At 43.1% G+C, this 26,402-nt stretch carries 16 protein-coding genes; 12 read left to right on the top strand and 4 right to left on the bottom strand.

What is annotated here, in order from left to right; genetic code table 11:
- The first annotated feature begins 73 nt into the window (after positions 1 to 73).
- The 5 genes from ACGHVY_RS13055 to ACGHVY_RS13035 all read left to right on the top strand — a co-directional run bounded on the left by ACGHVY_RS13055 (position 74) and on the right by ACGHVY_RS13035 (position 7,506).
- Positions 74 to 1,906, top strand: coding sequence for a DUF4980 domain-containing protein (locus tag ACGHVY_RS13055; protein ID WP_390599416.1), 1,833 nt, complete (start codon positions 74 to 76; stop codon positions 1,904 to 1,906).
- Positions 1,907 to 2,037: 131 nt separating this feature from the next.
- Positions 2,038 to 3,207, top strand: coding sequence for an MFS transporter (locus tag ACGHVY_RS13050; RefSeq protein ID WP_390599415.1), 1,170 nt, complete (start codon positions 2,038 to 2,040; stop codon positions 3,205 to 3,207).
- 35 nt (positions 3,208 to 3,242) lie between these two features.
- A complete protein-coding gene (locus ACGHVY_RS13045) occupies positions 3,243 to 4,130 on the top strand; it encodes a carbohydrate kinase (protein WP_390599414.1) in 888 nt (295 codons plus the stop codon).
- 269 nt (positions 4,131 to 4,399) lie between these two features.
- A complete protein-coding gene (locus ACGHVY_RS13040) occupies positions 4,400 to 4,717 on the top strand; it encodes a hypothetical protein (protein WP_308746839.1) in 318 nt (105 codons plus the stop codon).
- 14 nt (positions 4,718 to 4,731) lie between these two features.
- Positions 4,732 to 7,506: a substrate-binding domain-containing protein gene (locus ACGHVY_RS13035; protein WP_390599684.1), complete on the top strand. Its 2,775-nt coding sequence runs from the start codon at positions 4,732 to 4,734 to the stop codon at positions 7,504 to 7,506.
- 93 nt (positions 7,507 to 7,599) lie between these two features.
- On the opposite strand, the gene ACGHVY_RS13030 is transcribed toward ACGHVY_RS13035, so the two are convergent.
- Positions 7,600 to 8,895 carry an LruC domain-containing protein gene (locus ACGHVY_RS13030; RefSeq protein ID WP_390599413.1) on the bottom strand — a complete coding sequence of 432 codons (1,296 nt, stop codon included), beginning with the start codon at positions 8,893 to 8,895 and terminating at the stop codon, positions 7,600 to 7,602.
- A 172-nt stretch (positions 8,896 to 9,067) separates the two neighbouring features.
- Between ACGHVY_RS13030 and ACGHVY_RS13025 the strand changes: the two genes are divergently transcribed.
- The 4 genes from ACGHVY_RS13025 to ACGHVY_RS13010 all read left to right on the top strand — a co-directional run bounded on the left by ACGHVY_RS13025 (position 9,068) and on the right by ACGHVY_RS13010 (position 12,651).
- Entirely contained in the window at positions 9,068 to 9,406 is a 339-nt protein-coding gene (locus ACGHVY_RS13025; RefSeq protein WP_308746842.1) for a methylated-DNA--[protein]-cysteine S-methyltransferase, read from the top strand.
- A gap of 293 nt (positions 9,407 to 9,699) precedes the next feature.
- On the top strand, positions 9,700 to 10,926 hold the full coding sequence (locus tag ACGHVY_RS13020) for a glycine betaine/L-proline ABC transporter ATP-binding protein (RefSeq protein ID WP_390599412.1): 1,227 nt from the start codon (positions 9,700 to 9,702) through the stop codon (positions 10,924 to 10,926).
- Positions 10,923 to 11,750, top strand: coding sequence for a proline/glycine betaine ABC transporter permease (locus ACGHVY_RS13015; RefSeq protein ID WP_308746844.1), 828 nt, complete (start codon positions 10,923 to 10,925; stop codon positions 11,748 to 11,750). The genes ACGHVY_RS13020 and ACGHVY_RS13015 overlap by 4 nt, the downstream gene beginning before the upstream one ends.
- Positions 11,751 to 11,769: 19 nt before the next feature.
- Positions 11,770 to 12,651 carry a glycine betaine ABC transporter substrate-binding protein gene (locus tag ACGHVY_RS13010; RefSeq protein ID WP_390599410.1) on the top strand — a complete coding sequence of 294 codons (882 nt, stop codon included), beginning with the start codon at positions 11,770 to 11,772 and terminating at the stop codon, positions 12,649 to 12,651.
- Positions 12,652 to 12,746: 95 nt separating this feature from the next.
- On the opposite strand, the gene nifJ is transcribed toward ACGHVY_RS13010, so the two are convergent.
- Both nifJ and ACGHVY_RS13000 read right to left on the bottom strand, forming a co-directional pair.
- Entirely contained in the window at positions 12,747 to 16,295 is a 3,549-nt protein-coding gene (gene nifJ, locus ACGHVY_RS13005; RefSeq protein WP_390599409.1) for a pyruvate:ferredoxin (flavodoxin) oxidoreductase, read from the bottom strand.
- Positions 16,296 to 16,327: 32 nt separating this feature from the next.
- Complete coding sequence (locus ACGHVY_RS13000; RefSeq protein ID WP_308744544.1) at positions 16,328 to 17,506, bottom strand: AAA family ATPase; 1,179 nt, start codon at positions 17,504 to 17,506, stop codon at positions 16,328 to 16,330.
- 162 nt (positions 17,507 to 17,668) lie between these two features.
- Between ACGHVY_RS13000 and ACGHVY_RS12995 the strand changes: the two genes are divergently transcribed.
- Positions 17,669 to 18,871, top strand: a complete 1,203-nt coding sequence (locus tag ACGHVY_RS12995; RefSeq protein WP_390599408.1) for a hypothetical protein — start codon at positions 17,669 to 17,671, stop codon at positions 18,869 to 18,871.
- 10 nt (positions 18,872 to 18,881) lie between these two features.
- On the opposite strand, the gene ACGHVY_RS12990 is transcribed toward ACGHVY_RS12995, so the two are convergent.
- Positions 18,882 to 20,438 carry an ATP-binding protein gene (locus tag ACGHVY_RS12990; RefSeq protein WP_390599407.1) on the bottom strand — a complete coding sequence of 519 codons (1,557 nt, stop codon included), beginning with the start codon at positions 20,436 to 20,438 and terminating at the stop codon, positions 18,882 to 18,884.
- 459 nt (positions 20,439 to 20,897) lie between these two features.
- On the opposite strand from ACGHVY_RS12990, the gene ACGHVY_RS12985 reads away from it, so the two are divergent.
- A complete protein-coding gene (locus ACGHVY_RS12985) occupies positions 20,898 to 22,097 on the top strand; it encodes a glucuronyl hydrolase (RefSeq protein ID WP_390599406.1) in 1,200 nt (399 codons plus the stop codon).
- 62 nt (positions 22,098 to 22,159) lie between these two features.
- A complete protein-coding gene (locus tag ACGHVY_RS12980; RefSeq protein WP_390599405.1) occupies positions 22,160 to 26,248 on the top strand; it encodes a two-component regulator propeller domain-containing protein in 4,089 nt (1,362 codons plus the stop codon).
- Positions 26,249 to 26,402 lie beyond the last annotated feature (154 nt).

The raw sequence follows: 26,402 nt of genomic DNA, 5'->3' as shown, positions 1-26,402 counted from the left end.
GAGCGCCTATCTTTGCGCTGTAAACAAGAAATGTGATACCATAAAATAAGTAGCAACCTTAATACCATAAAACATGAATGTATTTTTGCCTTTGAGAAAACTTCAGACTCTTCTGATTTGTTTGGTTCTTATGACTGTTTCACTCTCACTCCGAGCGGCTGATTCTTCTTTTTTAATAAAGAATTTAGGAGAAGGACATTGCCTGGTACGTGTCAACACAACTCAGAAATACCTGCTGTTGCCTGTAGAAGACGCGTCTCCTGACGTGCGTATCAGCATGATTGTTGATAATAAGGAAGTGAAGAACTTCGATGTCCGTCTGGCTGTCAATAAAGTGGATTACTTTGTTCCGGTAGACCTCTCTGATTATTCCGGCCAACTGATATCTTTCAAATTCAAACTAAACTCGAACGACCCGGTTCGCGTCAACCTTTCTTCGGACAATACTGCTTGCTGCAAGGAAATGAAGCTGTCCGACACGTTCGATACTTCCAACCGCGAAAAGTTCCGTCCCGCCTATCACTTCTCACCCCTCTATGGATGGATGAACGACCCGAACGGAATGGTATATAAAGATGGTGAATACCACCTGTTTTACCAATACAACCCTTATGGCTCCAAATGGGGGAACATGAACTGGGGGCACGCCATCAGCAAAGACCTGGTTAATTGGGAACACCGTCCGGTTGCCATTGCTCCGGATGCGTTCGGAACCATATTCAGCGGTTCGGCTGTTGTAGACCACAACAATACCGCTGGCTTCGGTGCAGGCGCCATCATTGCCATCTATACGCAGAACGGCGAACGCCAAGTGCAAAGTATCGCTTACAGCACCGACAACGGACGTTCGTTTACCAAATATGAAAACAACCCCGTCCTAGTCTCCGAAGCCCGTGACTTCCGTGACCCGAAAGTCTTTTGGTACGAAGGAACAAAACGCTGGATTATGGTACTTGCCGTAGGACAGGAAATGCAAATATTCTCTTCTCCGAATCTGAAAGAGTGGTCGCTCGAAAGCAGCTTCGGTGAAGGATACGGTGCCCATGGTAATGTATGGGAATGTCCCGATCTCTTCGAACTTCCGGTGGAGGGAACCGATGAAAAGAAATGGGTGCTGCTTTGCAGCCTTGGCGACGGACCTTTCGGCGACTCCGCCACCCAGTATTTTATCGGCAGCTTTGACGGAAAGAAATTTGTCTGCGACAACCAGCCGGAAGCTACCAAATGGATGGACTGGGGAAAAGACCATTATGCCACTGTGACTTGGAGCGATGCTCCCGACAACCGCCGCATCGCTATTGCGTGGATGAGTAACTGGCAATATGCCAACGATGTTCCGACTTCCCAATATCGCAGCCCGAACTCTGTTCCCCGCGACTTGAGCCTGTTTGTCGTAGATGGTGGGATTTATCTCAAATCCGCCCCTTCTCCCGAACTGCTGAAACTGCGCGGCATCTCAAAGAAACGCTCGTTCAAAGTGAACGGGACGCGCACGGTGAAAGAAATGATTCCGGGCAACGAAGGCGCCTACGAAATAGAACTGGCTATCAAGAATCAACATGCAGACGTTATCGGCTTCCGTCTTTACAATGACAAAGGTGAGGAAGTGGATATGCAATATAATATGAAAGAGAACAAATTCTCTATGGACCGTCGTAAAAGCGGAGATGTCGGCTTCAACGAAAACTTCCCGATGCTGACATGGACGGCTGTTGAAAGCGGCAGGGATGAATTGAAACTTCGCCTGTTGGTAGATAAATCAAGTGTGGAAGCATTCGGTGACGGTGGTCGTTTTGCAATGACCAATCAGGTCTTTCCATCAGAACCTTACAGTCACATCGACTTTTATAGCAAAGGCGGAGCCTATAAAGTAGATTCGTTTGTGGTTTACCGGTTGAAGCGATAGCCTTCTTCTGTTTAATCTATGTGCCCTTTTCCTTATTCTCTACGGCAGAGTATAATCTTATTATAGTGGTATGAAGTGTGAATAGGATAAGGGGCAAACAGGTATGCGAAATTTAAGTAACAGATATAACAATGGAAAACAGTAAAAACTCTTCTCTCTCCAAACTTATCCCGGTGATGCTATGTTTCTTCGCTATGGGGTTCGTTGATTTGGTAGGCATTGCCTCCAATTATGTAAAGGCAGACCTTGGCCTGTCGGACTCGCAAGCAAATATTTTCCCCTCACTCGTCTTCTTCTGGTTCTTGATTTTCTCCGTACCGACGGGGATGCTGATGAGCCGTATCGGTCAGAAGAAAACAGTATTGCTCAGTCTGCTGGTGACATTCGCTTCACTGTTGCTGCCGGTTTTCGGTGACAGTTATATGCTGATGTTGATTTCTTTCTCCCTGTTGGGTATCGGAAATGCATTGATGCAGACTTCCCTGAACCCGTTACTTTCCAACATCGTGCGGGGTGACCGCCTGGCGAGTAGCCTGACTTTCGGGCAGTTCGTAAAAGCCATCGCTTCTTTCCTTGCGCCATATATTGCCATGTGGGGAGCGACGCAAGCTATTCCGTCTTTCGACCTGGGTTGGCGGATTCTCTTCCCGATTTATATGATAGTGGCTGTCATCGCCATTCTTTTGCTCAACATTACACAGATTGAAGAAGAAAAGGAAGAGGGCAAACCGTCTACTTTCGGTCAGTGCCTTGCCTTGCTCGGCAAACCGTTTATCCTGCTTTGCTTTATCGGTATCATGTGTCATGTCGGCATTGATGTAGGCACGAACACTACCGCTCCGAAGATTCTGATGGAACGCATCGGCATGGGACTGGATGATGCCGCTTTTGCGACAAGCCTTTATTTTATCTTCCGTACGGCAGGTTGTTTTCTGGGTTCTTTCATTCTGCGCAAGATGTCTCCGAAGTCTTTCTTCGCTATCAGTGTAGTGATGATGCTGGTTGCCATGATTGGTTTGTTCATCTTCCATGAGAAAGCGGTAATCTATGCTTGCATTGCCCTGATTGGTTTTGGTAACTCTAATGTATTCTCCGTCATCTTCTCGCAAGCGTTGCTGTATCTGCCGGGTAAGAAAAACGAAGTTTCCGGCTTGATGATTATGGGGCTTTTCGGTGGAACGGTATTTCCGTTAGCGATGGGAGTGGCTTCGGATACTTCTATGGGACAGAACGGAGCAATTGCCGTTATGACAATCGGTGTGCTTTATCTGCTGTTCTATACGCTCCGTATCAGAAAATAATTTTATATTTGGGAATCAATTAAACTCTGTTTATCATGAATAATATAATAGTAGGAATGGGCGAAGCACTATGGGACGTGCTGCCCGAAGGAAAGAAAATAGGTGGTGCTCCGGCAAACTTTGCTTACCATGTTTCACAATTCGGCTTTGACAGCCGTGTAGTCAGTGCGGTAGGTAATGACGAACTGGGTGACGAGATAATGTCAGTATTTAAAGACAAGAAACTGAACACTCAGATTGAACGGGTAGATTATCCTACCGGTACGGTGCAAGTGACACTGGATGCTGAAGGTGTGCCCTGCTATGAAATCAAGGAGGGTGTTGCCTGGGATAACATTCCTTTCACGGACGAACTGAAACGCTTGGCTCTGAGTACGCGTGCCGTCTGCTTCGGCTCGTTGGCGCAACGCAATGAAGCAAGTCGCACTACTATCAATCGTTTTTTGGATACAATGCCCGATATAGACGGACAACTGAAGATATTTGACATCAATCTCCGCCAAGACTTCTACACCAAGGAAGTGTTGCGCGAATCTTTCCAACGTTGCAATGTCTTGAAGATAAACGATGAAGAACTGGTGACCATCAGCCGTATGTTCGGTTATCCGGGCATCGACTTGCAGGATAAGTGCTGGATTCTGTTGGCTAAATATAATCTGAAGATGTTGATTCTGACTTGCGGCATCAATGGCAGCTATGTATTTACTCCGGGTGTCGTCTCTTTCCAAGAAACACCGAGAGTTCCCGTAGCCGATACGGTAGGAGCAGGCGATTCCTTTACGGCAGCTTTCTGTGCTTCCATATTGAATGGCAAGCCGGTTCCCGAAGCTCATAAATTGGCGGTGGAAGTTTCTGCTTATGTCTGTACGCAGAGCGGGGCGATGCCGGAACTTCCGCAGGTGTTGAAAGACAGGTTATTATAGGCTTTTTGATATTATATGTAGAGGTATGTTTCATTTTATGGAATGTACCTCTATTTTTATGTTTAAATTAAGGTACGGACATAAAAAAAGGAGCAACGCCTTGCTCCAACCTTTGTTAACCTTAAATCTAATACTATGAAAAACACAGTGCAAAGATACGGACTTCTGTGATATCTGCAAATAATCCAAATAAAAAGAGATGTTTTATAACATTGATTAAGCGTTTTATTTAGGCTTTACACTTTTCTTAATAATTCTCCGGTGAATATTTGTATTCATCTTATCTTCTTTCCGGGGGACATTTCCTGTTAGCTGATGTAGAGCAGAATGAAGTTCATTATCGGTATGCTCCGGTCGTTCCTTTTCATGTTTTTCTTTTCAAAGGTGAATATTTTAAAGAGAAAACTGTTATCTTTAGCGAGAAATTGCTGATAGGCACTTATGGATTTAAGATTCCTCTGTTACCGAGATTTACAAGTAAATATACGCTAAATCCTGCGAAAGTGGAATTGATGTACTTCCCGGTAGTGAATGCTAATAACGAAGGGAAAAGAATTTGGATTACAGAAAGAAAAACGAAAGAATGAAAACAATTAAAGCGATGAAATATACGAAGTGGATAGTGCTATTGTTTTGTCTTTTAGGAATGGCTGCCTGTCGGCAGGATGCTCCTCGTTTCCGTATTGGGGTGGCTCAATGCAGTGATGATTCATGGCGGCATAAGATGAATGATGAAATTCTCCGTGAAGCGATGTTCTATGACGGGGTATCGGTCGAAATACGTTCTGCCGGAGATGATAACCGCAAGCAGGCGGAAGATGTCCATTATTTCATAGATAAGGGTGTCGATTTACTGATAATCTCCGCCAATGAAGCAGCTCCCATGACTCCGATAGTAGAAGAAGCCTACCAAAAGGGAATTCCCGTTGTTTTGGTAGACCGGAAGATTCTTTCTGATAAATATACTGCATATATCGGTGCTGATAATTATGAAATAGGTCGCGCGGTGGGAAACTACATTGCATCCAGCCTGAAAGGAAAAGGAAATGTGGTGGAGCTTACCGGCTTAGGTGGTTCGACTCCTGCTATGGAACGGCATCAAGGCTTTATGGCTGCCATCAGTAACTTCCCGGACGTCAAACTGATTGATAAAGCGGATGCTGCCTGGGAGCGTGGTCCGGCAGAAGTGGCAATGGATAGCATGCTCCGTCGTCATCCGAAGATTGATGCCGTATATGCTCATAATGACCGCATAGCTCCGGGAGCGTATCAGGCCGCCAAGAAAGTGGGACGGGATAAGGAAATGATGTTTGTCGGTATCGACGCTCTGCCGGGTAAAGGAAACGGACTTGAACTTGTGCTAGACAGTGTGTTGGACGCCACCTTTATCTATCCTACCAATGGCGACAAGGTATTGCAGTTGGCAATGAACATCCTTGAGAAAAAGCCTTATCCTAGAGAAACTGTGATGAATACCGCTGTTGTAGACCGTACGAACGCACACGTCATGCAACTTCAGACCACTCATATATCAGAACTGGACCAGAAGATAGAAACCTTAAACGGACGTATCGGCGGGTATCTGTCACGTGTAGCTACGCAGCAGGTTGTCATGTATGGTGGTTTGGTCATTCTTTTATTGGTGGCAGGATTATTATTAGTTGTTTATAAGTCTCTTCGCTCTAAAAACAGGCTGAATAAAGAATTGTCGGAACAAAAGAGACAATTGGAAGAGCAACGGGATAAGTTGGAAGAACAACGTGACAAACTGGAAGAACAGCGTGACCAATTAATACAGCTTTCCCATCAACTGGAAGAAGCGACCCATGCCAAACTTGTTTTCTTTACGAACATCTCTCATGATTTCCGTACTCCATTAACTTTGGTTGCCGATCCGGTAGAGCATCTGTTGGCCGATAATACACTAAGTGGTGACCAGCATCGAATGTTGATGCTGATACAACGAAACGTAAATATCCTCTTGCGCTTGGTCAATCAGATTTTGGATTTCCGTAAATACGAAAATGGCAAGATGGAATATACTCCCGTTCCGGTAGATATTCTTTCCTCTTTCGAAGGTTGGAACGAATCTTTCCTGTCGGCAGCCCGCAAAAAGCATATTCATTTTTCTTTTGACAATATGCCGGATACGGATTACCATACATTGGCAGATATAGAGAAACTGGAACGTATTTATTTCAATCTGCTCTCCAATGCCTTTAAGTTTACTCCCGAGAATGGAAAAGTAACAGTCCGCCTGGCTTCGTTGATGAAAGAAAGTAGCCAGTGGATTCGTTTTACGGTAACCAATACCGGTTCGATGATTTCCGCAGAACATATCCGGAGTATTTTTGAACGTTTCTATAAAATAGATATGCACCATGCCGGTTCGGGAATAGGACTTGCATTAGTAAAGGCTTTCGTAGAATTGCACGGCGGAACTATATCAGTGGAAAGTGATGAAAAGCAAGGAACTGTCTTTACGGTAGATTTGCCAGTACAGGCTTGTGCTTATGAGACTTCTTCTTTGGAAGACTCTCCCGCATCTTCTGTTTCCGAAGCTTCTCCCTTGAATGATGCTTTATCCATTGAAGAAGAGGAACTGGAAAAGAACTATGATTCTTCCAAACCTTCCGTACTTATCATTGATGATAATGCGGATATTCGTTCATATATTCATGGATTGCTTCATTCCGACTATACTGTCATTGAAGCAGCAGACGGTTCGGAAGGTATCCGTAAGGCCATGAAATATGTCCCGGACTTGATAATCTCCGATGTAATGATGCCCGGCATTGACGGTATTGAATGTTGTCGCCGTCTGAAAAGTGAATTGCAAACATGTCATATTCCTGTTATCCTATTAACAGCCTGTTCTTTGGATGAACAACGGATTCAAGGCTATGACGGCGGCGCGGACTCTTATATTTCCAAGCCTTTCAGTTCGCAATTACTACTGGCACGTGTCCGCAACCTGATAGATTCACATCGTCGTCTGAAACAATTCTTTGGTGACGGACAGACATTAGCAAAAGAAGATGTCTGTGATATGGACAAGGACTTTGTAGAAAAATTCAAAGCCTTGATTGATGCGAAGATGGGAGATTCCGGTCTGAATGTAGAAGACTTGGGCAAGGATATGGGACTGAGTCGTGTGCAGCTTTATCGGAAGATAAAATCCCTGACTAACTATTCTCCTAATGAATTACTTCGAATTGCCCGCCTGAAGAAAGCCGCGTCTCTGCTTGCTTCATCGGATATGACTGTGGCTGAAATAGGTTATGAAGTCGGCTTCAGTTCTCCTTCTTATTTTACTAAATGCTATAAGGAACAGTTTGGTGAGAGCCCAACGGATTTGTTGAAGAGGAAAGGATAGGGCAGGGAAATCCCTCAATATATAATAAAAAGACTGTCTCCCAATAATGATGAACTTACCATTATTGGGAGACAGTCTTTTTATTTATGCGGATTAATTATGAATCAATAGATTATCATCTGCATTTCCCTGATTATACCAGTTCTGTTCATTCTTTCCACCACTTTGTGCCCATTTGGCAAAACCTTTATAGGCATTTAGGAAATTGCCTCCCTCAATAGCGTGTGCTGCATTGCCCGGTACTCTCAATCCCCAAATCAGACGTTCTTTACTATAATAGTAGTTATCGTCTTCTTCATCTCCGTCTTTATATACTGGATATAGATTCTTGTCATTGAATGGATATTGGTATGCTACCGGTTCAATGCCATTCATGTGTATTTCAGTTCCGCTATCCTTGCGTTTTAAATAGAAGTCAAACTCGTCGTCTTCTAATATTTCTTTTACTTCTTTTCTCTTCTTCAATTCAATCAGAATATGAATTTCCGGTAAATCATCCGTAGCTATTAAAGCATTTCGTTCTGTATTAAAATATTGGCTGCCTGCCGGTTTTGACAGATTTTGAATTAATGGGCTGAGGTTGATAATAAGATGCTCATGCTCTTTAGAGATATGTTCTATTTCATCGAATGCAGAACTTATATTTTTTGACTCATAAACTTCTATACTTTCTACTTCGTCAGTATCTATCTCTTTCAATCTTAAATAAGGAGAGTAGGGGAATATTCCACCGATAGCTCTTAGACGTAATCCTATTTGTATATACTGTGCTGTATATTTTTTATTAATCTTTTTGATGTCTTGGAATTGTACCTTGTAATTGACTACAAAATCATTGAAGTCGTAATCTCCTAATGAGGGAAATTGGTCTTCAAACATGATTGTTCCCCAACCATCCTTCGGATGAAGGATGATTCCTCCTTCTAATTTTGTGTCATCTTCTATATCGTGTCCGCGAGTGATTGTCCGGGTAGTGTTAGCCTTACCATCAGTGATATTCAATAAGAAACTTCCGTCAGCATTTACGGGTATAGCTATCTTCTTTGTACCATTAGTACTCGTCTCGTATTGGGCATACAGCATTTTTGCATAGGTCGGAATACTTAAAGGAAGAGTGGATGCTTCTGCATCTACCGGAATAGTTGCTATTTTTTCTCCTGTACTACATACTTCATCCAGGAAAAGGGAAACTGTAGTAGGTGTGGTAGCTGATACTCTCCCTTCGGTTACTTGAGTTAATTTCCACTGAAAGTCTGCCGGTATCTCCAAGTCTTTTACTTGAATTTCTTTCTCGGGTTGCTTGCTTTCATCGTAAAGGTTCTTCTCACAGGAGCTGAAAGTGAAGGCGCCCGACATACAGATTACGAATAGGATATTTTTCTTTTTCATAACAGAGTAGTTTGCTTTGTTAGTAACTTGGTTGTTTAATCGTTGCAAATCTCGGAATTATTTGTAGATAAAGCAAGTAAAGTTGCAAATATTGTATAATAGAGACTGATTATTTGCAAATTCTCTTCTTTTTATCTAGCTTTGGAGAACAAAATCAGTAAAAAACAGAGCAATGAAAGATTATAAAGTAGATAAAGCGAGTCTTTCAAAAACCTTCTGCCAAGAAGTGTATCAGGTGGTATGTGAGATTCCGGCAGGTAAGGTATCTACTTATGGAAGTATTGCCGGGTTACTGGGAATGCCTCAATGTTCCCGTATGGTAGGGCGTGCTTTGAAGCAACTGCCGGACGATGTTTCCGCACCTTGCCATAGGGTGGTCAATGCATCAGGACGTCTTGTCCCCGGTTGGGAAGAGCAAAAACTATTACTTTTGGAAGAAGGGATTTCTTTCAAACAAAATGGGTGCGTAGACTTGGAAAAGCATCTTTGGAACTACTCCGTTTCTGAATAAAATTTGCATCTTTAATCTATTTTGCCTATCTTTGTGGAAATAATATGCAGAAACAGGCTGTTATTCAGATATAAAAATACCATTTTTACTGCTTATTGAGAGGATAATCTTATCAAATTCTATTCCTTTTAAACTACTCAGTCTGTTTTTTTAATCATTTAGAACTCATCAGTTTGTCATGTTATCCTGTAACGTGACCGAACTAAGCGGCTTTCAACTTGTTTATCATTGTTGAGAATGATAGACACGGCAGTTGAAAGCAAAACAAATATTATAATCTAAACCAATATATTATGAGTAAAATAGAAATAAAGGATTTGTATCTTATCTTTGGTCATGAGAAGCAGAAAGCACTCAAGATGCTGAAAGAAGGTAAGAGTAAAGCGGAGATTCTGAAAGATACCGGGTGCACGGTAGGAGTGAAAGATGCTAATCTTTCAATTAACGAAGGAGAATTTTTTGTGATAATGGGGCTCTCCGGCAGTGGGAAATCGACATTACTGCGTTGTATCAACCGTCTGATACGTCCCACTTCGGGACAAGTGCTTGTGAATGGGGTGGATATTTCCAAGGTTTCTGAAAAAGAACTGTTACAGGTCCGGCGCAAGGAACTGGCGATGGTTTTCCAGAACTTCGGTCTGTTACCCCACCGTTCCGTATTACATAATATAGCATTCGGGCTTGAACTTCAGGGAGTGAAGAAAGAGGAACGCGAAAAGAAAGCCATGGAAAGTATGAAGCTGGTAGGACTGAAAGGTTATGAGAATCAGATGGTAGGCGAGCTTTCCGGCGGGATGCAGCAACGCGTCGGACTGGCCCGTGCCTTGGCCAATAATCCCGAAGTACTGTTAATGGATGAGGCTTTCTCTGCTCTCGACCCCTTGATTCGGGTACAGATGCAGGATGAATTGCTTGCTTTGCAATCGAAGATGAAAAAGACTATTGTCTTTATTACCCACGACTTGAGCGAAGCGATTAAATTGGGCGACCGTATTGCTATCATGAAAGACGGTGAAGTAGTACAAATAGGAACTTCGGAAGAAATTCTGACTGAACCGGCCAACGATTATGTAGCCCGCTTTGTAGAAAACGTTGACAGAAGTAAAATTATCACTGCTTCATCCTTGATGATTGACAAACCATTGGTTGCCCGTCTGAAAAAAGAAGGTCCCGAGGTCTTAATCCGCAAAATGCGCGCGAAGAATATCACAGTATTGCCCGTCATAGATGCCGACGACAAACTGGTAGGCGAAGTACGTCTGAACGACCTGCTTAAGTTACGTGGCAAACAGGAAAAATCCATAGAAGCGATTGTGCGTACGGAAGTCCATTCAGTATTGTGTGATACGGTATTGGAAGACATACTTCCCCTGATGACAAAGAGCAATTCACCTGTTTGGGTAATTGACGAAACCCACGAATTTTTGGGAACCATCCCGCTTTCATCTTTAATTATCGAAGTGACAGGGAAAGATAAAGAAGAAATAAACGAAATAATTCAAAACGCAATAGACTTATGATAAATATAGGACAATATATAGAAAGTGCCATCAACTGGATGATGGTGCATTTCGCCACTTTTTTTGATGCCGTGAATGCAGGTATCGGTAGTTTCATCATCGGATTTCAGCATATACTTTTCGGAATTCCCTTTTATATAACTATCCTGGTGCTTGTCGTAGCAGCATGGATGAAGGCAGGACGCGGGACAGCTATCTTCACTGTATTAGGCTTATTGCTTATCTATGGAATGGGATTTTGGGAGGCAACCATGCAAACGCTTGCTCTCGTTTTGTCATCTACTTGTCTGGCTTTGATTGTTGGCGTGCCTTTAGGAGTATGGACGGCGAACAGTCCGCGTGCAGAGAAAATACTCCGCCCCATTCTCGACTTGATGCAGACGATGCCTGCTTTTGTTTACTTGATTCCTGCCGTCCTTTTCTTCGGTTTGGGAGCGGTGCCCGGAGTTTTTGCGACTATCATTTTCGCCATGCCGCCCGTAGTCCGTCTTACCGGATTGGGAATCCGGCAGGTTCCTAAGAATGTAGTGGAGGCTTCCCGTTCATTTGGAGCTACCCGTTGGCAGTTGCTGTATAAAGTGCAGCTTCCTTTGGCATTACCTACTATCCTGACCGGAGTAAACCAAACGATCATGATGTCGCTCTCCATGGTCGTCATCGCCGCAATGATTGCTGCCGGTGGTCTGGGAGAAATAGTCTTGAAAGGTATTACTCAAATGAAAATCGGACTCGGTTTTGAGGGTGGTATAGCAGTGGTAATCTTAGCCATTATCTTAGACCGTATCACACAAGGTATGGCAGGACGAAAGAATAAGAAGGACTAAAAAATAGAAAGGAACGAAAATGAGAATATATAAATTAGCAGGAATAATACTTTCCGTCCTGCTTTTCCTGGCTTCCTGTACGAATCCGGACGCAGACAAAAAGAAAGTGAAAATAGCCTATGCCAACTGGCTGGAAGGTATTGCCATGAGCCATTTGGCTAAGGTCGTATTAGAAGAACAAGGCTATGAAGTGGAATTGCAAAATGCAGACCTTGCTCCGATTTTCGTGTCTATGTCAGGAAAGAAATCAGATGTCTTTTTGGATGCCTGGCTGCCGATAACAATGAAAGACTATATGGACCAATACGGAGATAGCATTGAATTCCTAGGTGAAGTGTATGGAGAAGCACGTGTCGGACTGGTCGTTCCCCAATACGTCACCGTCAATTCCATAGACGAACTGGTAGCCAATAAAGACCGTTTCTCTTCTGAAATAGTAGGAATCGATGCCGGAGCGGGAATTATGAAAACTACGGATAAAGCTATCTCTGCTTACGGACTTGATGGGTATAATCTCATGACTTCGAGTAGCTCGACCATGCTGGCATCTCTGAAGAAAGTGATGGATAAGGGAGAATGGATTGTCATCACAGGATGGACACCGCATTGGATGTTCGATCAGTATGACTTGAAATTCCTGGACGACCCGAAGAAGGTGTATGGAGACTTGGAAGAAATACATGCCATCGCCTGGAAAGGCTTCAGTGAAAAAGACCCGTTCGCTGCCGAATTTTTTGGTAACATCAAATTAACGACAGAAGAACTCAGCTCTTTTATGACAGCTATGAAAGACGCCCGGATGGACGAAGGGGAGATAGCGCGTAAGTGGAGAGACGAACACCGTGAGCTGGTCGATAGTTGGATTCCGGAATCAAAGGACAAACAGAATCAAGAAAATTGAGCCGGCGCTAACTTTTATTCAGCTCCGGCTCAAACAAAAAATGGGAGTCATGCATTGAGCAGACTCCCATTTTATATGTATCAGAGCGTGATTAATTATTCAGCACCCCAGTTTTCTCTAGCCAGACGTTTGTAGCTGTTGTAACGCCATTTAGCGTTTTCTTCAGCAGCTTTGAACAACTCTTCAGCTTCAGCAGGATATTGTTTCATTACAGAAGCGTAACGAACTTCACCCTTCAAGAAACCTTGGAAATCTTCCCAATTCGGTTCTTTGCTATCCAATTGGAACGGATTCTTGCCTTCTTCTTCCAAAGCCGGGTTGTAACGCCATAAGTGCCAGTAACCGCACTTAACAGCCTTTTCTTCTTCTTCCTGACTCTTACCCATACCGGCTTTCAGACCGTGGTTGATACACGGAGCGTAAGCGATAATCAAAGATGGTCCGGGGTATGCTTCAGCTTCGCGGATAGCTTTCAGAGTCTGAGCCTGATCAGCACCCATAGCAATCTGAGCAACATATACATAACCGTAAGTAGTAGCCATCAGACCGAGGTCTTTCTTACGTACGCGCTTACCTGCAGCAGCGAACTTAGCGATAGCACCTACCGGAGTAGCCTTAGAAGACTGACCACCTGTGTTAGAGTAAACCTCAGTATCCAGAACGAGGATGTTAACGTCCTTACCGGAAGCGATTACATGGTCGAGACCACCGTAACCGATATCGTAAGAAGCACCGTCACCACCGATAATCCACTGGCTGCGTTTAACAAGATATTGTTGCAGTTCAGCAATTTGTTTGCAGTGGTTGCATTTATCCTTATTAGCTTCAACAACCGGAATGATCTTAGCTGCCAATTCTTTTGTCTTGTCAGCATCCAGCATATTGTTAATCCATTCTGCGAACAGTTCTTTCACTTCAGCCGGAGTGCAGTCAGCAGCAATAGCTTCGTTCATAACTTTCACAAGACGTGCACGCATCTTTTCGTTAGCCAGTTCCATACCCAGACCGAATTCACAGAAGTCTTCGAACAGTGAGTTAGCCCAAGCAGGACCGTGTCCGTTTTCGTTTGTAGTATACGGAGTAGAAGGAACAGAACCAGAGTAGATAGAAGAACATCCGGTAGCGTTAGCAACCATTTCACGGTCACCGAACAACTGAGAAATCAGTTTCACGTACGGAGTTTCACCACAACCGGAGCAAGCACCTGAGAACTCGAACAACGGAGTAGCGAACTGAGAGTTCTTCACGTTAGACTTGATGTCAACAAGATGTTGTTTAGTCTTTACGTTTTCAGAACAGTAAGTCCAGTTGTCAGCTTCAGCTAATTGGCTTTCGAGGTGTTTCATTGTCAATGCTTTGCCACCCTTCTTCGGATTACCCGGACAGATGTCGGCACAGTTACCGCAACCCAGACAGTCGAGAACGTCTACCTGAATACGGAATGTCATACCGTCGAATACTTTACCTACAGCTTTCAGTTGTTCGAACTTAGCACCCTTCTGCTCTTCAGCATCGAGTACGAACGGACGGATAGAAGCGTGAGGACAAACGTATGCACACTTGTTACACTGGATACAGTTTTCCGGATTCCATTCGGGAACGAATGCAGCCACACCACGTTTTTCGTATTTAGAAGTACCCTGATACCAAGTACCGTCTTCGATACCTTTGAATGCAGATACCGGCAGCAAGTCACCGTCTTGTGCATTGATCGGACGAACTACTTCGTTGATGAATGCAGGATCGTTGTTTTCAGTTTTCGCGTCATCCGGCAGGTTAGCCCATGCAGGGTCAACAGTCAGTTGTTTGTATTCACCACCGCGGTCAACGGCAGCATAGTTCTTGTTGACAACGTCTTCACCTTTCTTACCGTAAGACTTGACGATGAATTTCTTCATCTGTTCAACAGCCTGGTCTACAGGAATAACGCCTGTGATACGGAAGAATGCAGATTGAAGGATTGTGTTGGTACGGTTACCCAGACCAATTTCCAGTGCAATCTGAGTTGCGTTGATATAATATACAGAAATATTGTTCTGCGCGAAATATTTCTTCACCTTGTTAGGCAGGTTCTTAGCCAAATCTTCACCTTCCCAGATAGTGTTCAGCAAGAAAGAGCCGTTCTTACGCAAACCGCGGGTTACATCGTACATGTGCAGGTAAGCCTGAACGTGACAAGCAACGAAGTTCGGAGTGTTTACCAAGTAAGTAGAACGGATCGGGTTGTCACCGAAACGCAAGTGAGAACAAGTGAAACCACCTGACTTCTTAGAGTCGTAAGAGAAGTAAGCCTGGCAGTGTTTGTCAGTGTTGTCACCGATAATCTTCACAGAGTTCTTGTTAGCACCTACTGTACCGTCAGCACCCAAACCGTAGAATTTAGCTTCGAACATACCTTCACCGCCTAAAGCGATTTCTTCTTTCTGAGGAAGAGAAGTGAAAGTAACATCGTCTACGATACCGATAGTGAAGTGATTCTTCGGCATTGGCATAGCCAGATTTTCGAATACAGAAAGGATTTGAGCAGGAGTAGTGTCCTTAGAACCCAGACCGTAGCGGCCGCCAACGATAACCGGAGCATTTTCTGCACCATAGAAGCAGTCTTTAACGTCAAGGTAAAGAGGTTCGCCGTTAGCACCCGGTTCTTTAGTACGGTCAAGAACTGCGATAGACTTGGCAGTCTTAGGTACGGCAGCCAGAAAGTGCTTAGCAGAGAACGGACGATACAAGTGTACGGCAACCATACCTACTTTTTCACCGTTTGCCACCAAGTGGTCGATAGCTTCGCGGGCAGCTTCTGTTACAGAACCCATAGCGATAATCACGCGTTCTGCATCTTCTGCACCATAGTAATCGAACAAACCGTATTTACGACCTGTCAGTTTAGAAATTTCATTCATGTATTCTTCTACGATAGCAGGAACTGCTTCATAGTAGTTGTTGCATGATTCACGATGTTGGAAGAAGTGGTCGGGGTTTTCAGCCATACCACGGGCAACCGGTTTCATTGGATTCAGTGCGCGGGCACGGAATTCAGCCAAAGCTTCCTGGTCGATCAGCGGAGCCAAGTCTTCGTTTTCCAACATTTCGATCTTCTGGATTTCGTGAGATGTACGGAAACCATCGAAGAAGTTCATGAACGGAACACGTGATTTGATAGTAGCCAAGTGAGCTACACCGGCCAAATCCATAACTTCCTGTACAGAACCTTCAGCCAACATGGCAAAGCCAGTCTGACGAGCTGACATAACGTCCTGGTGGTCACCGAAGATACACAATGCGTGAGAAGCCAATGTACGGGCAGATACATGGAATACGCAAGGCAAGAATTCACCGGCAATTTTGTACATGTTAGGGATCATCAGGAGAAGACCCTGAGAAGCAGTGTAAGTAGTAGTCAACGCACCAGCCTGAAGAGAACCGTGAACTGCACCGGCAGCACCGCCTTCAGATTGCATTTCCTGTACCAATACTGTTTCGCCGAAGATGTTCTTGCGTCCTGCGGCAGCCCATTCGTCTACGTACTCAGCCATAGTCGAAGAAGGAGTGATGGGGTAGATAGCTGCTACTTCAGAGAACATATACGAGATATGTGCTGCAGCCTGGTTACCATCACAAGTGATGAATTTCTTCTGTTTAGTCATAACTAAATTAAATATTTAAGTAAATAAATCTTTTAATATAAAAAGCCGAACATCCAGAGAGGTATCTGGTTGCCCCGACCTATTTCAGCCTTATGCAACGCATATGTCACATTCGGGTTATTCTTTATTTTTGCTCCTTCCTGGCAAATTTTGAACGGCATGACCTCATCTACCATAAAAGAGACGTTTTTATCTCCTTTGTGTATCTTATGGTCTTTCCATAATGAATTTGCGAAAAAAGTATCCAGCACATCCTGTTCTTCCACTTTCACCGGATAGATGGAGTACATCAGGTTGGAGTTGTGCATCATTATCTTGGACGGTTTTTTGGGAAATTCCTCTCCTTTCGGATAAACAAGATTAATGAGTCGTGCGTCTGCCAGATACTTGATATAATTCATCACCGTGGCACGGGATGTCTGTATGTCGCTAGCCAATTGGCTGACATTCGGAGCCTTCGGACCATCGACAGCGAGCAAATATAGTAATTTTTTTATCTTTGAAAGATATTTCAGTTCAATTTGTTTGAGGAGCAGGATATCTACTTCCACCATCATGTTCATCGTCTTCAGCAGATTCTCCGAGAAATTACGCTTCTCGAGGAAGAACGGGTAGAATCCATGATGCAGGTAATCTTGAAAATAATCCAGCGGACGAACCTTGGAAAGTACTCCTTTGGCTATCTGCTCGTGAGTGCTGAGAATCTCTTCGAGACTGTAAGCCCGGAATTTCATGCCTGTCTGCAAGTTCAGGAATTCGCGGAAAGAGAATCCGCGCAGATTATAGCTCTTTGCGATATCACGCAGTTCGAGGTTTTCTTCTTTCAGTCGCATCACTGACGAACCGGTAAAGACAATCTTCAGATTGGGAAAACGGTCGTAACACATACGCAGTTCCTTGCTCCATTCCGGGTGTTTGAACACCTGGTCGATCAGCAATACTTTTCCACCGCGTTTCTGGAACTCGTTGGCAAAATCTACGATACTATGTCCCGAGAAGTAGAAGTTGTTCATGTTGATGAACAGGCATGAACGGTCGGTTCCGAATTTCTCTTTGGCGTATTGGAGCAGGAAAGTGGTTTTTCCTACGCCACGTGTCCCTTTGATACCAATCAAGCGGTCGCTCCAGTCAATCTCGTCCATAAGGTCGCGGCGAACGGGGGCATTAGTGTGCTCAACTAGGTAGGCGTGTGTGCGATAGAATGATTCCATTTCTGTTCTTTGTTTTTCGGGTGGCAAATATAGTGCTTTTTTTAGGATTTGCAAAGTAGAGATGGCAAAATTGTGCTTTTAATTCCAACTTTCTGTTTATAGTGGACTTTCCTGACTATTTCCTGTATATATTTGCAGAATAATGTTTTGAATTCGTTTGTGATGGATAAAAAGACTCTTTATATATTCAATCCGGAGCATGATTTGGCACTTGCCAGTGGTGAAATGAATTATATGGCTCCGGCTTCCGCCAGGCGTATGGCTTCCGAGTTGTCTTTGCTTCCGATGTGGTATGCGGAGGAGGGGAGTGCGGTATTGGCTCCTTCCGCTTATAATCTGGATTATTTGAGGCAAATGCAGGAATTGCTGGATATTCCGGTTCATCTGGTGACAGACCCGGAACTGGCTTCTGAACCGGATTGGGATATTCACCCTTGGGGCTGGGACGCAGCTTTGCGGAAGCGGCTTTCAGTGCTGGGCGTGGATGAAGCCCTGCTTCCTTCCATGGAACAATTAAACGGTTTACGGGAATATTCCCATCGTTCCAAAGCCGTTTCATTGCTTCCGGAATTGCGGTTGAATGAACATTTCTGTGGAGAATCTTATTACTTGAAAACACCGGAAGAATGGAGAACTTTTGTGGAAGAGCGGGAAGGCTGCTTGTTGAAAGCTCCACTTTCGGGAAGTGGCAAGGGATTGAATTGGTGTAAAGGTGTATTTACTCCTTTTATTTCCGGTTGGTGTACGCGTGTGGCTGCTTCGCAAGGTGGAGTTATCGCGGAGCCTATATATAATAAGGTGGAAGATTTTGCCATGGAGTTTTATTCCGACGGTATAGGCGGAGTGACGTTTGAGGGATATTCTCTCTTTCATACCGGTAAGAGCGGAATGTATGAAGGGAACTGTCTGCTTTCTAATGAGGCTATCCGGAAACAACTTTCGCAATATGTCCCTTTAGAAACTTTGACAGACTTGGAGAGCCATTTGAAATGCAAACTTTCTATGCTGATAGGAATTGCCTATAAAGGTTATTTGGGAGTTGATATGATGATTTGCCGGTTTCCGGCGAATGAAAAAACTGTATTCCGGATTCATCCTTGCGTAGAAATTAATCTGCGCATGAATATGGGAGTCACGACACGTCTTCTGTACGACCGTTATATGCATACTGATTCTACAGGACGTTTCGGAATTGACTATAATCCTTCGGAAGGCGAAGCCTTGAAAGAACATGAGCGAATGTCGGCAGCCTATCCGTTGGAAATCAGGGAGGGGAAGGTGTATTCGGGCTATTTACCTTTAGTACCTGTCCATAAGAAAAGCTGTTATCGGGCGTGGGCATTGGTTACTTCTGATAGTTTATAATTTTATCTATTCATACCAGCCAACGACTGATATTGCGTTTCTCCGCACTGAACTCTACGCCGAGTTTTATCACTTCACGTCCATCTGCCTGATATGGTATCAGGTAACCTTTATCGTCAATCTGTTTCAATGCCGCTTCTGCCGTATCATGCAGTTTGAACTCGAAGACGTAGATGTATTTAGGAGTTTTCACTACGGCATCCGCACGACCACGGGCGCTACGTACTTCTGCGTCTGTGAAGTGTCCCATAAGTTTGAAAACAATATAGAAAACCACTTGGTAGTGGCGTTCTGTCTGCTCGTTCAGTTCGTAATTGAAATCGGCAAAGAAAGCTTGCAGGCGGGTGAGGAAAGAATCGTAGTCTCCCGAGCGAAGTTCTTGTACAAACTTACCGATATAAAATCCTTGATCGCTGTTCTTTACTCCGGTGTAAAATGGAACCAGGAAATTTATGAAGCTGTATCGGACTTCGTCATTAGGGAACTGCAGCAGATAGTTGCCAAATTCCTTATCGAAATCCTTTATCGTCAGATAACCGCTTTGGTAAATCAGCGGAATCGGGTTATTGGAATCTACACGATACTCGGAAAACATGGAAGACGGTGCTTCGATGCCATCGAGCAAGGTACGCAGGTCATATTCGGTTTTTTGCAGCATCTCGACTAGAAAGGTTGGGGTACCGGTCTGGAACCAGTAATTGTCGAACACTTTTGATTTTAGAACATTCAGTACACTGAACGGGTTGAAAATGCCTGCTGAGTTGATGCAGAAATGATAGCCGTTATAGAGACGCGTCATTCGTAACACTGCCTCATCATAAGAAATGGAATTATTGGCTGCAAGTATCTTTATTTCCGGTTGGAAGGTATCCAGTAATTCTTGAAGAGTGATGCCGCAAAGAGTGCCGTAATCGGGCCATAAGGTGATGTCCTGCAACTGGTTGAGGTCACTGAATACACTTACTTGTGCGAATTTTGTCACTCCTGTGAGGAAGACAAAACGCAGGTAACGGTCAGTGCTTTTTAATACACCGTAAAAGGCTTTCAGGGTTTTACGGTAGTCATCCAGCAGGGCGTCATTGTCCAAAGCTTGAAGCAGAGGTTTGTCGTATTCGTCTACCAAAACCACAACGCTGTTACCTGTTTGCTCGTAGGCGCGGCGGATGATGCCGGAGAAACGGCCGGAAAGAGTGTTTTCGTCCATTCCTTTGCCATACTGGATTTCCCATAGGGTAAGTTGGCGGCTAAGAATATCATAAAGTCTTTCTGGAGAATCATACTTTTCAGCGTTCAAATCCAAATGCAGCACAGGATGCTTTTCCCATTTCGTTTCCAGCTTTTCGATGGCAAGTCCTTTGAAGAGTTCTTTCTTTCCTTCAAAGTAAGCTTCAAAGGTAGATAGGAGAAGGCTTTTACCGAAACGGCGTGGACGGCTCAGAAAGTAAGGAGTAGATGTATAAGCTATTTTCCATACAAGTTCAGTCTTATCTACGTATAGATAATCACCCTTACGAAGTTTCTCAAAAGTCTGTATCCCGATGGGGAGTTTACGAAGCAGGTCATTCATTGTTATTCTCCTTTTAGTGGTTCAAAGATAATCATTATTTTCGTAATATTTCGCTTTCAATATGTCAAAGAGGGTATTCTAATTTTGTTTAACTGGAAAATTATCATTTAGCTCATTCTTGCACGGTTTTGAATAGATATTAGATGCATCGGAATTTTATTTACTCTAGTAACAAAGAAAAAAACTTAGTAGTAGAGTTCTATCTGACACCCGGGTCTCAGATAGATTGTTTATACAGTGGAGAAAAATCTAAACTATATTATTTAATTTCTTTCCGTGCGGCTCAGTTCGTTTCTGCACCATTATGAATATCTGAAAGCGGACAACTTTTGTACAAAATCAAACATTACTAATATGGAAACGGACATAAAAAAAGAGTTTTGTAAAACCGGTGTCTGTAAGTTAGTCTACCTTTGTTGCTAATATATGGAGAAGTAATAACAGAAATAGATTGAAACAATGAATAGCAAACTTCTAATGGTGGCAACAGGAATTATTTTTCTGGCTGCTTGTAATGTTCCGAAAGAAAATGAGATTAAATGGTTTGACCGTGCGGTGAGTACATCCGGACATCAATTGCTCTATATGGCAGAAAAGTTGAAAAACGAATCGGATACCCTTTGTTTTCCACGTTCCTTGAAAGATGGAAAATATCGCTTGGAAAAACCTTCGGATTGGACTTCCGGTTTTTTTCCGGGCTGCCTGTGGCTGGCGTATGAACTTACAGCTAAGGAAGAATTGGCAAAACAGGCACGTTTGTATACTGACCGTCTGGAAGCGATGCAGTATTATACGAAAAATCACGATTTGGGTTTTATGATGTTTTGTAGTTACGGTCAAGGCATCCGTCTAAAACCGGAACCAGCGGACAGCCTGATTCTCGTTCGCGCTGCCGAAAGCCTTTGTACGCGCTTTGAACCGAAAGTCGGATTGATTCGTTCATGGGACTTTGGCAGTTGGAGTTATCCTGTCATTATTGATAACATGATGAATCTGGAGATGCTTTTCTGGGCATCGGAGCAGACCGGTAATCCGAAGTATCGGGAAATTGCCATAGCACATGCTGACAAAACACTGAAGAATCATTTTCGGGAAGATATGACATCTTATCATGTAGTCAGTTATTTGCCGGAAGATGGTACAGTCGAGTCGAAAGGTACTTACCAAGGATATGATGATGAATCGTCTTGGGCACGTGGTCAGGCTTGGGCCGTATATGGATATACCATGTGTTATCGTTTCACAAAACAACAGGCCTATCTGAAAGCGGCTTATAAGATCGCTGAATTTATAATGAGCCATTGCCCGTCCGAAAAAGATTTTATCCCTTATTGGGATTATAATGCTCCGAACATTCCCAATGAACCTCGCGATGCTTCGGCGGCTGCCATTACAGCTTCTGCATTGTTGGAATTAAGCGGTTATGGGGACAAAAAACAAGGGGGGAAGTATTTCCGTTATGCCGGGCAAATCTTGGAACAGCTTTCTTCAGAAACATACCTGGCAAGGGAAGGAGAGAATCACGGATTTATTCTCATGCATTCGGTGGGTAGCTTCCCTCACAAAAGTGAAGTCGATACTCCATTGATTTATGCCGATTATTATTATCTGGAGGCTTTGAAACGATATAAAGAAATTAAAGCTAACGGGTATATGTGATAAAAGTGGCTGGAAATATATATCTTTGTTTTAGTTAAAATGTTCTTGAACTGTGATTACTTATGAAAAACCGATATATACAAATTTGTTATTTGATTGTTTTAGCCATTTGTTTTCAATTTATTCCGGTGTCTACTTTATTGGCAGATGAGACTCCAGTTCGTTTTAAACGTTTGTCTGTAGATGATGGATTGTCGTACAATACAGTGCTTGCTTTAACTCAAGATCATAACAATAAGATATGGGTAGGCACTACTGAAGGATTGAACTGGCATGATGGCTTCCGTTTTGCAACTTTTTATAAATCTTTGGGCGATACTGCCAGTTTGGGAAATAACTACATCTATTCTCTTTATACTGACCGGAAGGGAACTGTATGGGCAGGGACAATGGTCGGACTTTCCCGGTATAATATTATAGGTAATGATTTTACAAATTACTCATTACCGGGTAATCAGTCGGTTCAGGTGTTTGCGATGGAAGAGCCGGCGGACAGGGAACAGTTGTTGTTAGGAACCAACCGGGGATTAGTGCTTTTTGAGAAAACGGATGGCAAGATGAACATTCTTCCCCAGTTAGAGGGGAAGAATGTTTATTCAGTTTGTGCTATAGGAGACGGAGCATTACTTGGAACTTCAAAAGGCATTTATTTCTATTATTTTCGTAATGGCAATATTGTTCAGTTGCTTCCAGAGCTGAAGAATGAAGTAATCTCCAATATTATTTATGATGATAAAACCCGGAATTGTTGGTTAGCCTCTTTGACAAACGGGGTATATTTGGTAAATGAAAGATTCCAGATTCAAGAGCATTATAGCCGGAAAAACTATCCGAAACAGTTTGTTTCTGATGCTGTCCGGGCTTTGCAACTGGATGACCGGGGAAGATTATGGATTGGAACGGTAGAAGGACTACTGATTCTCCAACCGGATACAAAAAGTATTTCGCAATATCGCTTTTCCTATGAAGACTCTTCTTCTTTGGGGCATAATTCCGTACGTTCTCTTCTAAGGGATCATCAGGGGGGAATGTGGGTAGGTACTTATCACGGAGGGCTTAATTATTATCATGTATTAGCTCCTGATTTTCGTGTCCTGCAACATTCCGTCTACCGTAATTCTTTGAGTGACAATACCGTCAGTTGCATAGCGGAAGCCCCTTTTGATAATAATCTTTGGATTGGTACAAATGATGGAGGGTTGAATCATTATGACAGGACAACCGGGCATTTCACTTGTTATTCTGATAAAGGCAACAAAGCCGGCTCCTTGCGTTCGAATAACATTAAATGTGTGTTTCCCGAGAAAAATGGTTCAGTTTATATCGGTATGCATAACGGCGGGTTGAGCCATTTGAATATCAAGACCGGACATATAAGTAATTATGATATTCCCGATGCCGCATCCTTGGAAAATAGTTGCTATTCGTTGTTGGATGGAGACGATGGTACACTTTGGATTGGTTCGATGGCTGGTTTGTATTGTTTTGATTATCAAACAAGACAAATCTCCTTGCATCCTTTGGCAATCAGATTTCCTCAACTGAAAGATGTGCTTGTCTCTACCTTGTTCCGTGATTCAAGACGGCGTGTCTGGATTGGCACGGAAGAAAGCTTGTACATGTGTGCTGACGGAGAAATGCGAGTGATGGCTGATTCGGCAGGGGCTTATTCTCTTGGCCTGATACAGGCGTTGTGTGTATATGAAGACAGTAGCCATGCCATTTGGGTAGGCACTTCTTCCGGATTGTACCGTTATAAAGAAGGGACTTCTCCTTCATGGGAGCGTTATTCTATGATTGACGGTTTGCCTAATGATTGTATCAGCGGTATTTTGGAAGATAAAAAAGGAAGGTTGTGGCTCACAACAAGCAGGGGGCTTTCCTGTTTTGATTTACATAAAAGGAATTTCTGCAACTATATCAAACAAGATGGTTTGCCGAACAATCAGTTTATGCAGTCGGCAGTATGTAGCTCAAAAGACGGCACTTTCTTTTTAGGAACTTTGAATGGAGTCGTTTTTTTTAATCCCGAACACTTCTCCGGCAGTCCTTTTACGCCTAATGCAGTGATAACCGGATTGTCCATACAGAATCTTCCGATAAGGCAGGCTAAAGACGGAGATGTCGATTTTTATCAGGCTGACAACGGGAAGTTGCTGGGAGTCTCTTTTCCTTCGGAACTCAAGATGTTCAGAATCACTTTTTCTGTAATTAACTATCTGTCAAACAGCCGTAACAGGTTTGCCTATAAGCTGGAAGGTTACGATTCGGATTGGATTTATGCTACATGGGCAGGAAGCCGTGGAGTGAACTATTGGAATTTGTCTCCGGGTAGATATGTTTTTAAAGTAAAGGCATGTAGTGACAGTGGACAATGGGCTGAAACCCCTGCGGAATTTTTTATTGATATTATTCCGATGTGGTATCAGACATGGTGGGCAAAAACGTTGTTTTTCCTCTTTATCATCGGTATTTTAGTTTTTATATTTTATTTCTTTATTGTTCGTGCCAAGATGAGGATGCAGGTACAGATTGAGCATATCGAACGGAATAAGATAGAAGAAATCAGCCAGGAGAAAGTCCGTTTTTATATTAATATGTCTCATGAATTGCGCACACCTTTAAGTCTGATATTAGCTCCGTTAGAGGAATTGCTGGGCGAAAAGAACTCTTTCGAGCCCGCTGTGCAGCAAAAATTGTCTTATGTTTATAAGAATGGACAGAAATTACTGCACATTGTCAATCAACTACTTGACTTCAGGAAGGCAGAGTCGGGAACATTACCTATTAATATAGTTTCAGGGCCGGTTGGGAGCATGACAATGAATGTATTCAATTTATTTAAAGAGAATGCACGGAAACGAAATATTAATTTTCATTTTCGTTCGGATTTGAAAGATGAATTATTTCCTGTCGACAGGATGTATTTGGAAACGATATTGATGAATTTACTTTCCAATGCGTTTAAGTTTACTCCTGACGGTGGAGAAATCTCATTATCATTGTGGAAGAAGGAGGCTGTTTACGGATTTACGATACGTGATAATGGTATAGGTATTCCAGAAGAGAAGCTTTCCCGTATTTTCGAACGCTTTTACCAAGTGGACGATAATCAGAAAGGTTCCGGTATTGGCTTGTCTTTGGTGAAATTGTTGATAGACAAGCATAGGGGTACGATAGAGGTCGCTAGTGAAATCGGGAAATTCACAGAATTCAGGGTGATTTTGCCGGCAGACATCCATGTATTTCCAGCTGAAGAGCAAAAACAGGACACGAAAGCGACCTTCACTTTATCAGAACCTATGTATTCTCCTATGGATGTTTCCTACATGGAAGAGGTTGCAGTTGATTCTACTGACATGGAGAAACCGGATGGTATGGAAGAAGAAGGGAGAGCGACTATCCTGCTGGTGGATGATAATAAGGAAATGGTTGATTATTTGAAAGATAATTTTAAATCGGATTATATCACGTTGATAGCCGGAAACGGGGAAGAAGCACTGGAAATGATGAAGGAACAGAAAGTGGATTTAATTCTTTCTGATGTCATGATGCCGGGGATAGACGGTATTAAGTTATGTGAGATTGTGAAGAAGAACATGCAAACCTGCCATATTCCGGTTATTCTGTTGTCGGCGAAAGGCAGTCTTGAGGCGCAGACTGCGGGTATTCAGGCAGGTGCGGACGATTATATCCCCAAACCTTTCTCTATGTATCTCTTGAAAGGAAAAATCAATAATATCCTGAAAGCCAGGCAGCGTTTGAGATACTATTATTCCAGCACGATTGATATTGATGCGGCAAAAATGACTTCGAATAAACTGGACGAGGAGTTTATTACCAAGGCTATTCAGACTGTGGAAGAAAACATCTCTGATGAAGACTTTACAGCCGATGATCTTGCGGAGAAACTTTTTATGAGCCGTTCGTCACTATACTACAAAATGAATTCCATATCAGGTGAACCGCCGGCAAATTTTATTCGGCGAATACGTTTCAATATGGCGTGCAAATTATTGTTGGACGGACGTTATTCCATATCGGAAGTGAGTGCCATGGTAGGTTTTGCCTCCCGGTCTTATTTCTCTACTAGTTTTAAAAAATATATGGGTTGTATGCCTTCTGATTATGTGAAAAAGCAGAGGAAATAGTGTCCAAGAGGCTCTTTTGAATAAAATCTAAAAAACTTTGATAGTTTTTAGCACTCTTCTGGCAGTTATCGGACAAACAAAAAATGATACAAAACACCCTTTCATTTTAATCCTCATATCTTAGTGGTGGAATTTAAAACCTCTAAAACGACGA

This window comes from Bacteroides sp. f07, assembly GCF_042854785.1.
GTDB lineage: Bacteria > Bacteroidota > Bacteroidia > Bacteroidales > Bacteroidaceae > Bacteroides.
The sequence above is the reverse complement of the archived record's forward strand: the minus strand, read 5'-3'. Positions and strand labels throughout refer to the sequence as shown.